At 36.6% G+C, this 15860-nt stretch carries 11 protein-coding genes and 1 tRNA gene; 3 read left to right on the forward strand and 9 right to left on the reverse strand.

Annotation, left to right across the window (positions count from 1 at the left end; all coding sequences use genetic code 11):
- Positions 1-27 precede the first annotated feature (27 nt).
- A complete protein-coding gene (locus ACUNWD_RS03035) occupies positions 28-903 on the forward strand; it encodes an enoyl-ACP reductase FabI (protein WP_445586289.1) in 876 nt (291 codons plus the stop codon).
- An 83-nt stretch (positions 904-986) separates the two neighbouring features.
- Here the strand turns inward: ACUNWD_RS03035 and rplT are convergent, their stop codons facing one another.
- The 5 genes from rplT to ACUNWD_RS03060 form a co-directional block, all read right to left on the reverse strand.
- Positions 987-1331: a 50S ribosomal protein L20 gene (rplT, locus tag ACUNWD_RS03040; protein ID WP_445586290.1), complete on the reverse strand. Its 345-nt coding sequence runs from the start codon at positions 1329-1331 to the stop codon at positions 987-989.
- 105 nt (positions 1332-1436) lie between these two features.
- Entirely contained in the window at positions 1437-1634 is a 198-nt protein-coding gene (gene rpmI / locus ACUNWD_RS03045; RefSeq protein WP_445586291.1) for a 50S ribosomal protein L35, read from the reverse strand.
- Between the two features lie 28 nt (positions 1635-1662).
- Positions 1663-2220, reverse strand: a complete 558-nt coding sequence (gene infC / locus ACUNWD_RS03050) for a translation initiation factor IF-3 (RefSeq protein ID WP_445586350.1) — start codon at positions 2218-2220, stop codon at positions 1663-1665.
- A 21-nt stretch (positions 2221-2241) separates the two neighbouring features.
- Entirely contained in the window at positions 2242-4191 is a 1950-nt protein-coding gene (thrS, locus tag ACUNWD_RS03055) for a threonine--tRNA ligase (protein WP_445586292.1), read from the reverse strand.
- A 154-nt stretch (positions 4192-4345) separates the two neighbouring features.
- On the reverse strand, positions 4346-5413 hold the full coding sequence (locus ACUNWD_RS03060; RefSeq protein ID WP_445586293.1) for a DUF6588 family protein: 1068 nt from the start codon (positions 5411-5413) through the stop codon (positions 4346-4348).
- A 215-nt stretch (positions 5414-5628) separates the two neighbouring features.
- Between ACUNWD_RS03060 and ACUNWD_RS03065 the strand changes: the two genes are divergently transcribed.
- On the forward strand, positions 5629-7821 hold the full coding sequence (locus ACUNWD_RS03065) for a S9 family peptidase (protein ID WP_445586294.1): 2193 nt from the start codon (positions 5629-5631) through the stop codon (positions 7819-7821).
- 16 nt (positions 7822-7837) lie between these two features.
- Here the strand turns inward: ACUNWD_RS03065 and ACUNWD_RS03070 are convergent, their stop codons facing one another.
- The gene (locus tag ACUNWD_RS03070) at positions 7838-9106 is read right to left on the reverse strand and encodes a class 1 isoprenoid biosynthesis enzyme (RefSeq protein ID WP_445586295.1); all 1269 of its coding nucleotides are present in this window, start codon (positions 9104-9106) and stop codon (positions 7838-7840) included.
- Between the two features lie 246 nt (positions 9107-9352).
- Between ACUNWD_RS03070 and ACUNWD_RS03075 the strand changes: the two genes are divergently transcribed.
- A tRNA-Leu gene (locus ACUNWD_RS03075) sits at positions 9353-9438 on the forward strand.
- Positions 9439-10007: 569 nt separating this feature from the next.
- Here ACUNWD_RS03075 and ACUNWD_RS03080 read toward each other — a convergent pair.
- From ACUNWD_RS03080 to ACUNWD_RS03090, 3 genes are read right to left on the reverse strand one after another with little or no spacing between them, the layout of a single operon-like run.
- Positions 10008-13166: a carbohydrate-binding protein gene (locus ACUNWD_RS03080; RefSeq protein ID WP_445586296.1), complete on the reverse strand. Its 3159-nt coding sequence runs from the start codon at positions 13164-13166 to the stop codon at positions 10008-10010.
- Between the two features lie 51 nt (positions 13167-13217).
- Positions 13218-14435, reverse strand: coding sequence for an AGE family epimerase/isomerase (locus ACUNWD_RS03085; RefSeq protein WP_445586297.1), 1218 nt, complete (start codon positions 14433-14435; stop codon positions 13218-13220).
- Positions 14435-15811 (reverse strand): MFS transporter, encoded by a 1377-nt coding sequence (locus tag ACUNWD_RS03090; protein WP_445586298.1) that lies wholly within the window; start codon positions 15809-15811, stop codon positions 14435-14437. The genes ACUNWD_RS03085 and ACUNWD_RS03090 overlap by 1 nt, the downstream gene beginning before the upstream one ends.
- Between the last annotated feature and the right edge of the window lie 49 nt (positions 15812-15860).

The following is a 15860-nucleotide window of genomic DNA, read 5'->3' on the forward strand; positions in this document are numbered from 1 at the left end:
AGTTGTTTTACTCATAAATTTTAAATCATGACTTATAATTTATTGAAAGGCAAACGAGGAATTATTTTCGGTGCATTAAACGCTGATTCCATTGCCTGGAAAGTTGCAGAACGTGCCTATGAAGAAGGCGCAACTTTCACATTAACCAATACCTCCGTTGCCCTGCGTATGGGTGATACTGCTAAACTTGCAGAAAAATGTAATGCTGAACTAATCGGTGCAGATGCTACCAATGTTGAAGATCTTGAAAATCTGTTCAAGAAATCAATGGAAGTATTAGGGGGTAAAATTGACTTTGTACTCCATTCTATTGGAATGTCTCCAAATGTTCGTAAAGAAAGGCACTACAGTGATTTGGACTACGGTTATTTGCAAAAAACACTGGATATTTCAGCTGTTTCATTTCACAAAGTATTACAAGTTGCACGTAAGTTAGATGCAATTAAACCTTGGGGTTCTGTAGTGGCACTTTCATACGTTGCTGCGCAGCGCACCTTCTATGGGTATAATGACATGGCTGATGCCAAAGCCCTATTGGAATCTATAGCTCGCAGTTTTGGCTATATTTACGGTCGTGAACGCAATGTTCGTATTAATACAATCTCACAATCTCCAACTCCTACTACTGCTGGTAATGGTGTAAAAGGAATGGGCAAACTACTTGATTTTGGTGAACGAATGTCACCACTGGGAAATGCAACTGGAGACGAATGTGCAGATTACTGTATCACTTTATTTTCCGATTTAACCAGAAAGGTCACCATGCAAAACCTTTTCCATGATGGAGGATTCTCTTCCATGGGAATGAGTTTAAGAGCGCTTGTACAATATGAAAAAGGATTGGGTTGCGATTGCGAATGTGGGGACGCAGAAACAGATGCAGATGATCATCGATTCGATTAAAACAAAATCAAATCACAGATACAAAAAAAGGACTTCCAAATGGAAGTCCTTTTCTATGTTTAATTTCACCGTATTTTCAATTGTTATTTCACCTTTTCAACAATCGCTTTAAAAGCTTCTGGTTGATTGGTAGCTAAATCGGCTAAAACCTTACGATTAATTTCGATGTTTTTCTTCTTCATCAAACCGATAAGCTGAGAATAGCTTAAACCTTCTTGACGTGCAGCAGCATTAATACGCTGAATCCATAATGCACGGAAGTTTCTCTTTTTTGTTTTACGGTCACGATATGCATATTGCAAACCTTTTTCATAGGTATTCTTTGCAACCGTCCACACATTTTTACGGGCACCAAAGTTTCCTCTGGTTTGCTTTAGGATCTTTTTCCTACGAGCCCGAGATGCTACAGAATTTACTGATCTTGGCATAACTTTCAATTTTTGAGCGGTTAGCGTCCGTCTTCTGACGAATCTTTCTGCTAATTCACCCTGTTTTTAACTCTTTTTACTTAATTCTTTTTTGAAAAGGAAATCTTACTTCATGTTCAGCATTAGCTTCACATTTTTCTCGTCAGCTTTGTCAACCAATCCCCAATAGGTTAGGTTTCTCTTTTGCTTCGTGCTTTTTTTAGTCAAAATGTGACTTTTAAAAGCATGCTTCCTTTTCAGTTTTCCGGATCCGGTTAATTTAAACCTTTTCTTGGCTCCGGATTTAGTCTTCATTTTTGGCATCTGTGCTAAAATTTAATGTTCAAAGAACTTATTTCTTTTTTGGTGAAATAAACATGGTCATTCTCTTCCCTTCTAATCTTGGCAATTGTTCTACTTTACCAAGCTCTTCAAGTTCGGTTGCAAAACGTAGCAGCAAAATCTCACCTTTTTCTTTAAATAATATAGATCTTCCTTTAAAGAAAACGTATGCTTTTACTTTTGCACCTTCCTTTAGAAATTTTTCTGCATGCCGCAGCTTAAACTGAAAGTCATGGTCATCAGTATTGGGACCGAAACGGATCTCCTTGACAACTACTTTCACAGCTTTGGCTTTCATTTCCTTTTGTTTCTTTTTTTGCTGATAAAGAAACTTCTGATAATCGATCACTTTACATACTGGAGGATCAGCGTTTGGCGAAATTTCAACCAAGTCAAGTTCTTGTTCCCTAGCCATTCTTAAGGCCTCTGCTAACGGGTACACTCCTTGGTTTTCAACGTTTTCACCAACAACTCGAACCTGATGAGCACGTATTCGCTCATTAATTTTGTGTAGAGGAGTTGTATCAACTCGTCTTCCTCCTCGATATGGGCGTTTTTTGATAGCGATAAGAAAAACCTCCTATTCTTTTTAGTTATAAAATGATGATAATTGCTCTTTAACTTCTTTGTTAACAAAATCAGCAAATTCCTGCAAACTCATTACTCCTTGATCTCCTTCTCCTTGTTTGCGAACCGCAACTTGCTCTGATTCAGCTTCCTTTTCACCTACTATTAATAAAAACGGGATCCGTTTTAATTCGTTATCCCTGATTTTTCGACCGATCTTTTCATTCCGGTCGTCAATTAAGGTGCGAATATCGCAATTATTTAGAAAATTTGAAACATTTTGTGCATAATCATTATACTTTTCACTAATTGGCAACACAACAACTTGCTCCGGAGTCAACCAAAGTGGAAATTTTCCAGCAGTATGCTCAATTAACACAGCAACAAATCGTTCCATTGATCCAAATGGTGCGCGATGAATCATAACCGGACGATGACGCTTATCATCTGCTCCAATATATTCAAGATCAAATCGTTCAGGCAAGTTATAGTCAACCTGAATCGTTCCAAGCTGCCATTTCCTTCCAAGCGCATCTTTAATCATAAAGTCTAATTTAGGACCATAGAATGCAGCCTCACCCAATTCTGTAACTGTATTCAATCCTTTTTCAGCTGCAGCTTCAATAATAGCTTGCTCTGCCTTATCCCAATTATCGGGTGATCCGATATATTTTTCGGGCTTTTCCGGATCTCTCAATGAAATCTGAGCAGTGTAATCTTTAAACTCAAGTGCTTCAAAAATGATAAAGATAATATCTATAACTTTTTTGAACTCATCCTTTAACTGGTCCGGACGACAATAAATATGTGCATCATCCTGTGTAAATCCTCTAACTCTTGTTAAACCGTGTAACTCACCACTTTGTTCGTAACGGTAAACAGTACCAAACTCAGCCATTCTTACTGGCAAATCTTTATAAGATCTTGGTTTAAACTTGTACAATTCACAATGATGAGGACAGTTCATTGGTTTAAGCATATACTCCTCTCCTTCTGCCGGAGTTTTAATGGTCTGAAAAGAATCAGCACCATACTTGGCATAGTGTCCAGAAGTTTTATACAAGTTAATATCTCCAATATGAGGAGTAATTACCTGCTCGTAACCGAATTTCTTTTGAACTTTCTTCAAAAAGTTTTCCAATTGCTCGCGTAGCATGGCTCCTTTTGGCAACCATAATGGTAACCCCTGACCAACCTGCTGAGAAAATGTAAACAACTCCATTTCCTTACCAATTTTTCGGTGGTCACGTTTTTTGGCTTCTTCCAATAATACCAAGTATTCGTCCAAAAGCTTTTGCTTTGGAAAAGTTACACCGTATACACGGGTTAGCATTTGGTTCTTTTCATCACCACGCCAATATGCCCCAGCAATCGAAGTAAGCTTTACAGCTTTTATATAACTTGTATTGGGAAGATGAGGTCCTCTACACAAATCAGTGAAATTACCCTGATTGTATAATGTGATCGTTCCATCTTCCAGTTCACTTATCAATTCCTCTTTTAGATTGTCGTTCTTCTTGGCAAACATCTCAAGAGCGTCCGTCTTGCTGATATCACTTCTGACAATCTCATTCTTCTGGCGAGCCAACTCAATCATCTTCTTCTCTATCTTCTCAAGATCTTTCTCTGTCAGCTGTTTTCCTTCCGGAAGATCAACATCATAATAAAATCCGGTATCAATTGTTGGCCCAATACCAAATTTTGTCCCAGGATAAAAGAATTCAATCACTTCAGCCATTAAATGAGCTGATGAATGCCAAAAAGTTTCTTGTCCTTCCCGATCACTCCAAGTATGAAGTTTGATCGACGAGTCCTTAGTAATAGGTCGGTTTAAATCCCAAACTTCACCATTAACCGTTATGGACAATACTTCCTTAACAAGTCTGTTACTAATGGAAGCAGCAATCCCTAATCCGGTAATTCCACTTTCATATTCCCTGATACTATTGTCTGGTAAAGTAATTTTTATCATCATGCTCTTATTGAGGGTTCTAAATTCAGGCTGCAAAGATAAATATTATTAGCTCATTGACACAACCTGAATTATATTTTTTAAAACCTTTAAACAAAAGAAAAGGCACCATGCAAGTGCCTTTTCTCAGTATAACCATTTAAATAAAAAAGTGCTATCTATAACCAAGGGCTATTCCAGCATTATAAGATGTATAATGTGATTTATTAACTGAAGCAAATATTTTGAAAAAAGCCAGCTTCAACCGGAATCCAGCGTTCATACTTACATTCTTTGATTCAATCTCAAGACTAAGTGGATCTTCATAACTTTCAATAACTACATAATCCGTTTCGTCTTCCAATATTGGATAGTTACCCAACAAGTCAATTGTCGATTTTAGCTTAGTATTTCCGATACTACCAAATACCGTAAATATTCCAACTTTTTTTGAAAGAATTAATCCATATTTGAATGACTGAGTATTAAAATCCAGCCGTTGATCATCTTTGTGTACATAGTTGTCTTCGTATGGAATTCCGCCTAAATCATAGTCAGATGATGTATATTGCAATTCACTCTCAGCATTTATTTTTGCATAGGCCATGAATAAGGAAGCATCAAATGGTAAATGTTTCAAAAAAGGAATCCATTCTTTAAAGTTATGCTTCACACCAATCCCCTTTAATCCAACTTTTACGTCATCCCCGTCTGCATTTAATGATAACTCAGGCACATAACGTCCCACAATATCAGTATGAGGTAGTAGTCCAAAACTAACTTGAGCCATCGGAACCGGCACCATGTCTAAACCAGCACCATTGGGTGAATGAAAAGAAAATAAATTCTGACGCTGACCGTCAATTTGTCTGAAAGCCTGAAGTTCCGGTCTATTATCCATTGAACCGGCAATTGTTGGAGTTAAACTACCAGCTGACGGATTAATCACTTCCAAACTTGAAAACTGAAGTGAATTCAAATCAAAATATTGATCGCTTTCCGGAATGCTGATGGCACTTACACTCAAAGCTACATCGAATCCAAGTAAATGATGAGTTTCGGCAGAATAAAACCAACCGTTATTTAATCCTTCACCTAATGCCATTGCATAAGGATTCAAATAAGCTTCAAACAATTTTTCTGCATCACCAGATCCAGCTTTAATAAAATCAATCACATCTCCCTGAGTAAATGCGAACTTAAAAACGAGTACGAACAGAATTAGAATAGATGTTTTTTTCATCTTTTTAGTAAATTTTTGTAGTGAATTATGATTTTATGGAGTTAATACCCCTTTACTAACCGATACCCTATCCAAATGTTTTATTTTTTGCTACAATATTTTTGTAATTTTTTAGCTTAATAATTTACTTATTGAAAATAGTTTTTCAATGAATCCGTTTTATTATTGAAAAAAAAGTTGAAGTTTTGATCCTTTCAAATTTAATCTGTAGAACAATGCGTTTATTCAATCTTTCATTATTACTTTTTTTAAGTTGCACACTCACTCTTCAAGCACAAAAGAAAATTACCTTAGAAGATGTTCAACAGCTGGGAGCATTTCATCAAAAATCTATTTCCGGACTTCAATCGATGAAGGATGGTGAGTACTACTCAAGCTTGGAGAATGGTAACCAGATTGTAAAGTACAGTTTTAAAGATGGGAAAAAGGCAGGTGTAGTTTTTGACCTGAATACGGTTGAAGACGCGCCAATTAAATCTTTTAGTAAATATTTTTTTAGTGATGATGAAACTAAAATATTGCTAACAACAAATATCGAAAGACTTTACCGCCATTCATACACAGCAAATTACTATGTTTGGAATTCAGTAACCCAAGAATTAAAAGAATTGTCAAGCAAAGGGAAACAGGAACTAGCTTCATTTTCTCCTGATGGTGAACGAGTTGCTTTCGTTCGTGACAACAACATTTTTGTGAAAAGTTTAAAATTTGGAACTGAAAGTCAGGTTACTACCGATGGTAAGCTTAACGAAATAATTAATGGAAAACCAGACTGGGTATACGAAGAGGAGTTCTCATTCAACAAAGCTTTCGCGTGGTCGCCAGATAGTAAATTCATTGGATATATTCGTTTTGATGAGCGTGAAGTTCCTGAATTTGATATGATGATGTTTAAAGGAGAACACCCTTCTCTTAAAGAGAATTCTCTTTACCCTTCCCCATACGTTTATCGATATCCAAAAGCAGGCGAAAAAAATTCAACAGTTAGCGTTCATGTTTATGAAATAAAGTCAAAAACAACAATGAATGTTGAGCTTGGTGAAGAAACAGACATTTACATACCTCGCTTAAAATGGACTCCTGATGCAAATGAGATGGCTGTCTTCAGATTGAACCGCAGGCAAAATCAGATTGACGTTCTAATGGCCAATCCGTTTACCGGTGACTCAAGACCTTTCTTTACAGAGAAAAATGATCGATATGTTTCTGAAGACTTCTTGGATGATTTTATCTTTTTGCCGGATAACAACTATTTTGTTGTCAATAGCGAACGAAATGGATTCTCGCATTTATACTTATACGATCGTCAAGGCTTTGAAGTAAAACAGCTTACTGACGGAGAATTTGACGTAACCGATTTCTATGGATTTGATTCAAAACGAAAAATTTTCTACTACCAGGCAGCAAAAGAATCTCCGATGAAACGAGAAGTTTATTTTACGAGTCTGGATGGAAAAAAAGCTGGAAAACTTTCAACTCAAGAAGGTACCAATAAAGCTATCTTTAGTGGAGATTTCAGATATTACATTAACTATTTTACAGATTTAAATACTCCTAATTTTATCACTCTAAATGATTACAAAGGCGAGCAAATCCGGGTTCTTGAAGATAATGCTGGATTGAAAGATAAACTAGATCAATACGAAATAGCTGAAAAATCATTTTTCAATTTTAAAAATTCGGAGGGAACTGACTTAAATGGCTGGATGATAAAGCCCACAAACTTCGATAAAAGTAAAAAATACCCGGTTTTAATGACCCAGTACAGTGGTCCAAATTCACAGGAAGTTGTTGATCGATGGAGCGTTGACTGGAACAACTATTTAGCACAGGAAGGATTTATCGTAGTTTGTGTTGATCCGAGGGGAACTGCTGCGCGTGGCGAAGATTTCAGAAAGGTAACCTATATGCAACTTGGCAAAAACGAATCAAACGATCAGATTGATGCTGCGAAATATTTACAAACACTACCTTATGTTGATGGCGATAATATTGCTATCTGGGGTTGGAGCTATGGCGGTTTTATGACAACCCTTTGTATGGGAAAAGGAGATGGTGTTTTTAAAGCCGGAATTGCGGTTGCACCTGTAACCAACTGGCGTTTTTACGATAGTGTTTATACGGAACGTTTTATGCGTACGCCAAATGAAAACCCTGATGGATATGATGACAACTCACCCTTATCTTATGCACAAAATGTAAAAGGAAGATTGTTAATCATCCATGGATCAGCTGATGACAATGTACATTATCAAAATACAATGGAATATACTGAAAAGCTGGTACAGGCAGGTGTTCAGTTTGACATGGCAATATATACTAATAGAAATCACAGCATCTATGGTGGAAATACTCGATTACATTTGTACCAAAGAATGACAAACTTTCTAATTGATCAACTGAAATAATTACTGAAAAGACATATTAATCAGCCTGTTGAAGATTATTCGACAGGCTTTCTTTTTTTAAGAACCAGAAATCTGCAGTATCATCCTGCATCGCAAAACGTTCAATATTTTCAAAAAACTGATCCTGAAATGGAGTAAAACTTCCACTACGCTTTTTTACAAATGAAAAACTGAAAGGCGAATACTTCTCAAACTTCTGGCTGTAATCTTCTGAAAAATATTGACCATTTGCAATAACTGCTTCAATTAAAAACAGATCAATACTTTTTGACATCAGTGATTTAAAAACTTCACCTCGCTCAATATTCAAATCATTAACTCTATTTAGAACCATTTGTCCGCTAGCCCAGGTTTTATTGAGGGCATATTCCATATGTTCATATTGTGCTTGAAATCCATGCCATGTATGTAATCCATCCTTCAAGTCATCTCCAACATCCTGAATATCATCCAACAATTGAAGATAAGCGCCATAATCATAGAAAAAACTCTCTTGCTGATTTGACAGAGTACCAAATATCAAATAACCATCAGCAACTACAGATGCTCCCCCTTTGTCAATACAAATTTTAAAAGCTTCTTGTGGTGAAAGATTATCATTACCTGCAATTAATTTTGCGCTAGTTGTCTGCGCTCTGTGAATCTCAAGCAAACTGTCATAAACTGTAGGATATACTTGTCGATCCCATTCCGCCTCAATGATCTCAACCATTCTAAATATTTTGACTTCCTGCTCGTTAATAGCTTGAATATTAGCACCCGCCAATCGATCTGCAAATCGAATACTAAATTGATATTTTTCAAACGACGAAACTGATGGGTCATCAATATAATTATCCGTATAAGGATACAGCATACTGTATGCAAAAATTGAAGGAGTAAGCTCAATCGGCGCTCCAAATAAGAACTGGAGTCCATTCATAATCCACACATTGCGACATGCCTGAAAAACATCATGAAAGTTAATTTTGGGATCAAATTTTCTTGCCGCTTGTATAAAATGATAAGTTGCTTTTACCATTTCTTCTGAAAAAATAACTTCTAACTGCTCCTGTGAATAATCAAGTCCTCGCGAGAAAAAATACCGAAGTTCCTCAAATATCTGCTGCTCTGAATCATTATCCATTTCACGTTTTCTTTTTTCCCATTGCCTCAGGGATAAAACCAACTTGCTCAGCATTCCCTCTCTGTCCATCTGCTCAGATTCAGTAAAGGTCCTTTCAATGATCGGAAATTTTGATTCGCATTGATTCCACAATTTTTCAAAACTCAGAGAATGATCCATAGAACTTATTTTAAAAATTACACATTTTTGGCCTTTTCATACAAATAGACATATTTTCTTAAAATAAAATGATTAAAAACCGATCAACATTCACTTTTTCTCGACGAGTTGATAGAATTGGGCACTACAAATTACACAGATCATTTTTTTAAATTTATTCATGAACGGGCATAAAAATTTTCTATATTTGCAACACTTTCCAAGAAAAAGAAGAGTTCTATAACTTTTACAATTCTTGACTTAAAAGCCCAGATGGCGGAATTGGTAGACGCGCCAGGTTGAGGGCCTGGTGGGAGATTTTTCCCGTGCAAGTTCGAGTCTTGTTCTGGGCACAAAAGGAGTTGATTATCAACTCCTTTTTTATTTCCGCACCCATATCCCTAAGAGATGGTAATTTTTAATTTAAATCCCCAACAACCAATCTATTTATCAAAAAACTGAAAAGCGTGCTTACTTTTGGCATTTTTGAGGTCGCTCTGAATAAAAATATGTATGCTCAACATGTTTTTGAGGTCGCTCCGGCCATTTGAAAGGTCGCTTCGGGCAATTCTTATGTTGCTTAGCATAGAAACAGGGTCGCTCTAGGCAAATGGGTGTGTGCTTGCGTAAACTTAAAAAGATCGTCCTCTCCATTTTGAGTGAAACGGGAACGAAGAATAAGAAGTCAATGCCTTTTTCTTAACTATAGTCCGTTAAAACCGTCCAGGTATCAAGTCGCCCCTGCTTGACATTCCTTCTATTTTTGAGGATGTACAATCAATGCCCCGGAATTTTGGTAATCAAAAATCAAGACCATTACTCCCCCCGGCAAAGATTATTTATCAGAGAATAAAAGAGGTCATAATTTCACACTTTGCCTCCCTGAAAATAAAGACTCTTAGATTTAACAATATCCTTCGGTTTAGTATTTCACAAACCTCAATAAGTTTAATAGATTATTTTCTTTTGAAAGAATTAATAGGTTATAAATCCCAGGAGATAGATTGATTACATCAATGTTTTTCTCAAACTTCCCAATGTATCTTACAGGAATACCTTGATTATTAAGAATGGTCATTTTACCGGCATCTTTTGGAAGTTCCGAAATAAATAAAGTTGAGGTTACAGGATTAGGAAAACAATAAATCTCACTCTTTTTAATTTCCTTGACTGTCGTAACATTACTGAACATCATATTATTCACGTTGACGTATTCCGAAACAGATCCTAACTCTATTACATGCTGACCTTCTTCCAGTTGAATCCCATCTACAGAGATTGTTTCCCAGATTTGCCAGCCGCCAGTGTTTGGAATAGTAATGGAGTTATTTATAGTTTGTCCATCTACAGAAATTGATAATTTTCCTCCATCCATATTTGTAGCTACTCTAAAGTCAACCCGATATCTTCCAGATTCTTCAACTTGAACCGTATAATTAAGCCATTCACCGGTTTGAAAGTCGCCTAAAGAAAAACCACCTCCTTCATCAGAACAACTTTCAATATCGATATCCTCAGTTCTATATTTTGCAAATTTATTTCCACTTGTTAGATCATAATAACTTTCACCATTTGAACCGACATCATAGTTCTCAGCCTCAATAACACCAGGAATTAAATGCGAAACCTGAACCTTTCCGAAAATTGTATCTGAAGTTGCAGTTAATCCGCTATTATCAGTTGCAATTGCAAAAACCTGATAAGCTCCAACACTTGGAGCCCAATTCCATTCATATGGCAAAGCAGTAACCTCCCCCAACAAAACTGCCCCATTATAAAATGCCACTTTCGCTATCTCTCCATCTTCATCTGAAACTTCGGATTGAATATTGATTTGAGCGGGATAATCATACGATGAATCATTGTTCGGGGCCGTCAATTGAATAGCTGGTGCCTTATTCTCAAGGTTAAACTCAATTTTATCAATTGATAAATCAGAACCTAAAAATTCAATTTTCAACGTGCTATTACCCCTTCTAAACAAATTATTTTTTAATGGGACATCAATTATCTGCCAGCTCTCAAGATTCCCCGCTTGCGGAACTTCAATCTCATCCGTAACAGGCTGTCCATCTAATAATAACCTGAATGCTGTTCCAATCGCATTTGATGAAGCGACAGCAGACACAGAATATACTCCAGATTCCTGAAAATTAACACTATAATTTAACCATTCGCCTTTTACAATATCACTTACATAAAAGTCAACTATCTTCTCATAAATATCTACATCTGAATTTTCCCGATAAAATCCACCTGAGTTACCCTTATCAAAATCGTGAAAAGCTAATCCATCCGAACCAATATCAAATTCCTCTGCCTCAATTATTCCAGGCAAACTGATCACTGAACCAGAATATGGATTTGAGATTCCTGTTAACGATTGATCTGGAGATACAATAAAAACGATCTCCTCTTTCGTTTTTAACGACACCTCGCCAAGATCAATAGTCCCAGAATTAGCTAAAATATGGGGTACTGTCGAATCTTTATTTGTTGATGGATGAACGCTGGAAATATAATAGGTAACGTCACTTTCAACATTCAATCTAACTTCACTTTCAATATTATTTGCCGAATTATTCAATAAATATATAAAATAGCTCGAACCACACTGCACAGCGTATTTTTCAATACCACTGGCAGAAACTGTTGCTGGTTTAAAATCGCCATTACCAGCTGACAGCATTTTTTGAGAAACGGTCGTAACACTTTTGTAGTAAGAGGTCATGTCCCTTTCATCAAAAAATTCCCACCACCAGGACATCGGAACAATCGGAGTGGAAGAAAATAAACCGTACCAAAGCCCACGTTTCAAGTCGAAATCAAAGTCAGGGCCATTTTCAGTTGAAACATTATTCCAATCCCAATCCCAACCAAATTCGCCAACAACGAATGGCTTATCATAAGCCTCTTTGTATTGATTAATTTTACCGGGAATACCACCTGTATTCCGATAGATGTGTATTTGATTAAAGTCGATATCTGGCACATTATACAGGCCTTGTAATTCGCGATGCGAAATACTTGTTGATATTGGATGATCATAAATATCAATTTCAGTAAGATACTCACTCATTTCAGCATGCCAATTGGTAATAGCAGCTTCCGGAATAAATAAAGTATTACCCCCATCATATGCTGCATTATCAATTTCATTACAAAATTCCCAAACACCAATTCCCGGGCTATATCCCCATCTGGCAACTAAATATCGCAGGGTATTTTTAAACTTTTTCTGAGATTTCTCTAAGGTGAAAAACTCAGTAGGTGTTGAAGCCGGGCCACCATTTACAATGTTGTATGGATTATTTTTCCATTCACCGCTTGTTATAAGGGCACCGTGAGGAACCAAAGCCAGCATCATGTGCATATCCAACGAATCAATCAATTCAATGAGTTCATCCATTCGCTGAATACCCTCTGGATTGAAGTATTCCGTCGTACTATTGTAAAATCGAGTATCTTGAACAATTTGCCATTCAATAGGAAGGTTCCATATACATGTCCAGGTTCTAAAAAAGTTCACACCGTTACTTGCTAACTTGGGAAGAAAATAATCATAGGTATAATTTTGATTTTCCCAATCACGAGCCTCCCAACCAATATTCTCACCAATTCCGCGAAATGACATCCCTGAATCAAATGTAAATGTCCAATCATCATTTACATGAAAAACACCATTTTTAGCAGATGGCAGAACAGTGAATTCTTCAGTATTCGTTAGTGCTACTACTTCATTGCTTTTTGACAACTGAAAGTGATATGAATAATCACCGATTTCTTGTGGCAAAAAACGGGCATTCCAAACTGAATGATCATCATCACCACTTATATAAAAACAAGGCAAGGACAACTCTTTGAACGATGGGCTGGTAATAATCATATCCAATGCTATCTCATTGGCATCAAACGGATTTTCAAATGATACAGCTAACTGGATTTCAAAATCAGTTCGCTCGTACAAGTAGAATGCACTTGATATTTGCTGATTAGATATGATATCTCCCTGTCCAAATGCAATTTGAAAAGTCAAAAAATAGAGAAATAGAGTGATTGTTTTTAGAGTTGCATCTTTCATTACTAATATTTTAGCAGGTGACCGGGAGGAAAATTGGAATCAATGAGATTATCAAGACGCTATTTTACAAAGCATATTAACTCTTCTTATCGTTTCTAAACAAGCACGCGAATTGTGATACGGACACTTCCAGAAGCCAGCTTTGTCTTCTTTCCGATTGACGTTCCCATCTTCGAGAATACTCCAAAACCACTCCCCATTTGCATGATCAACCAGCTTGCTCTGAATATACTCCCAACATTTCAATGCATGGTCAATGTATCTATCTTCCCGGGTCATTTCAAAAGCATTTAGGAAACCAACAACAGCTTCGGCTTGTGGCCACCAATGTCGTTCATAATCAATATGACCACTCTCCAAATCCTTTTCATAAATTAGGCTACCATCTTCTTGCAATCCTTCCATCGACGACTGAACTATTTTTATGCAAGTCAATCTAGCTTTTTCAAGCAACTCTTTATTTCCTAATACTTCAGCAGCTTCATAAATCAGCCACGAAGCTTCTATATCATGTCCATAAGAAATAATGCTTGATTTACATTCCCAATCATCATTAAAAAATAAATTCAAATGAAAATTTTGCTGGTCAGTAATCTGATCTAAGAATAACTCTATTAGATTATCCAGTTGAAACTTCACTTGCTCATCTTTCCAAACACGATACAAATTGGTGTATGCCTCAAGAATGTGCAAATGAGTGTTCATTGTTTTGTTTTCATTCGCATCTTTTTCACTCAATCTCAAATCTTCCAGCAATTCCCAATTCTGGCTAAAAGCTTCCATATATCCATTCCTGGATTTGTCGAAACTGTGTTTTTCAATCAAATAAAATAGCTCAATTGCTTTGTCAAGACTCTGCTGCAGCTCCGTTGCTTTATAATATTCTGTTAATGCATAAATGAAAAAAGCCTGCGAATAGATCTGCTTTTTTGTATCCTGAGGTTGCCCATCAAACTGAAGACTCCAAAAAGTGCCTCCATTTCTTTCATCAAAAAAATGATCAATAATATAATTGTAAGCAAGAGTTGCTTTCTCAAGATAGTTCTTATCTTTTAAATCATTGTATGCACTCGAAAAGGTCCAAAGGATTCTGGCATTCAAAATTCCCCCCTTGTCAGCTTTTGGAACCAATTCATCATCTCCATTTATTTGTCCGTAAAATCCGCCATTTGTCTCATCTCTCATGGTATTCATCCAATAAGGAAGAATATTCTCAATAAGATCAGACTTCATCTCACCACTTAACTTCTTTAACTTCAATTCAGACATTATTCAGCAATATTTAAAGATTGGTTTTCATTTCTTCTCAATGCTAACTTCTCACTAATTTCCACCATCTTTTTCTCACTCAATGGATAGATATAAATAAAAATTACAGATAAGATTGTCCCTATTGCTGGGAAAATACTGAGCATCATTCTAATTCCAGATTGTACTTCCTCTGTTTGAACAACATTGGCTTTAAAACCATAAATAGCTAGTAACCAACCCGTAAGAGCTCCACCAAGAGTCCACCCAAATTTTTGGGACATCGATGAAGAAGAAAAGATAAGGCCTGTTGCACGCCTACCTGTCTTGAGTTCTGAATAATCAGCAATATCAGCATACATAGACCATAGAAGAGGGAAAATACTTCCCGCACAAATGCTTATCAAACATTGCAGCACAATAATCAGCACAATATTACCGGCGTTCAACCAATAAAAGGCGATACTTAATACAGTAGCCATAACCATCGCATATAGGTAGATACGCTTTTTCCCAAATCGATTAGCCAATGGAGTAACGAATATGATTCCAACAATATTAAAGGCTTGCCCAAGTACCAAGTACAATGAAACTAAACTCTGATTTTGCACAAAATATTTAAAGTAGTAAATGGCTGCCCCATCCCGTATGGAATTAAAAATTAATGCTGCAATTCCTGATCCAAGCAATATCCACCAAGGTCGGTTTGCCAATAAATCTTTAACATCACTTTTCAGACTTACTTTCTCAGCTTTGATTGGTTTTACCCTTTCGTTCGTCCATGAGAATGTGAAGTAGAATAATACAGCAGCAATGACAGCAAAAACAATGACTGCTAATTGCCACGCTTTTTGTTCATGCCCAGCCTGAGTCCCGCCAAAAAGTTCAACTAGTGGATTTACTAAAGCCAAAGCCAGAATACTTCCAGCAAACGCAAATACCATTCGAAATGATGACAAAGTAGTTCGCTCCCTGCCATCAGACGACATTACTCCCAGTAACGATGCGTATGGAACATTTACTAAAGAATACAACATCATCATGACGGAATAGGTGACATATGCATAGATAATTTTACCTGTCATTCCGAACGAAGGAGTCGTAAATGTTAATATACCTGCAATCCCAAAGGGAAACGCCCCCCACAATAAAAAAGGACGAAATTTTCCCCATCGGGATTTTGTGCGATCGGCAATCACTCCTACTACCGGATCAAATGCCGCATCCCATATTCTGGTAACCAAAAACATGGTTCCAACTACTGCTGCAGAAATTCCGAAAATATCAGTATAAAAGAACATCAAATACATTGAAAATAACTTCCAGAACATAGATGATGCCGCATCGCCAAATCCATACCCAATTTTCTCTTTCAACTTAAGTTTTTCGGTCTTCATATTTCAAATCAGTTACTTACAAATAATTTATCTTTCAAAAAACACCATA

This window comes from Sunxiuqinia sp. A32, from assembly GCF_052690465.1.

Bases quoted from the DNA above. Each gene is read 5' to 3' on its own strand.
- ACUNWD_RS03035 (WP_445586289.1), top strand. From the start codon at position 28: ATGACTTATAATTTATTGAAAGGCAAACGAGGAATTATTTTCGGTGCA.
- rplT (WP_445586290.1), bottom strand. From the start codon at position 1,331: ATGCCAAGATCAGTAAATTCTGTAGCATCTCGGGCTCGTAGGAAAAAG.
- rpmI (WP_445586291.1), bottom strand. From the start codon at position 1,634: ATGCCAAAAATGAAGACTAAATCCGGAGCCAAGAAAAGGTTTAAATTA.
- thrS (WP_445586292.1), bottom strand. From the start codon at position 4,191: ATGATAAAAATTACTTTACCAGACAATAGTATCAGGGAATATGAAAGT.
- ACUNWD_RS03060 (WP_445586293.1), bottom strand. From the start codon at position 5,413: ATGAAAAAAACATCTATTCTAATTCTGTTCGTACTCGTTTTTAAGTTC.
- ACUNWD_RS03065 (WP_445586294.1), top strand. From the start codon at position 5,629: ATGCGTTTATTCAATCTTTCATTATTACTTTTTTTAAGTTGCACACTC.
- ACUNWD_RS03070 (WP_445586295.1), bottom strand. From the start codon at position 9,106: ATGGATCATTCTCTGAGTTTTGAAAAATTGTGGAATCAATGCGAATCA.
- ACUNWD_RS03080 (WP_445586296.1), bottom strand. From the start codon at position 13,166: ATGAAAGATGCAACTCTAAAAACAATCACTCTATTTCTCTATTTTTTG.
- ACUNWD_RS03085 (WP_445586297.1), bottom strand. From the start codon at position 14,435: ATGTCTGAATTGAAGTTAAAGAAGTTAAGTGGTGAGATGAAGTCTGAT.
- ACUNWD_RS03090 (WP_445586298.1), bottom strand. From the start codon at position 15,811: ATGAAGACCGAAAAACTTAAGTTGAAAGAGAAAATTGGGTATGGATTT.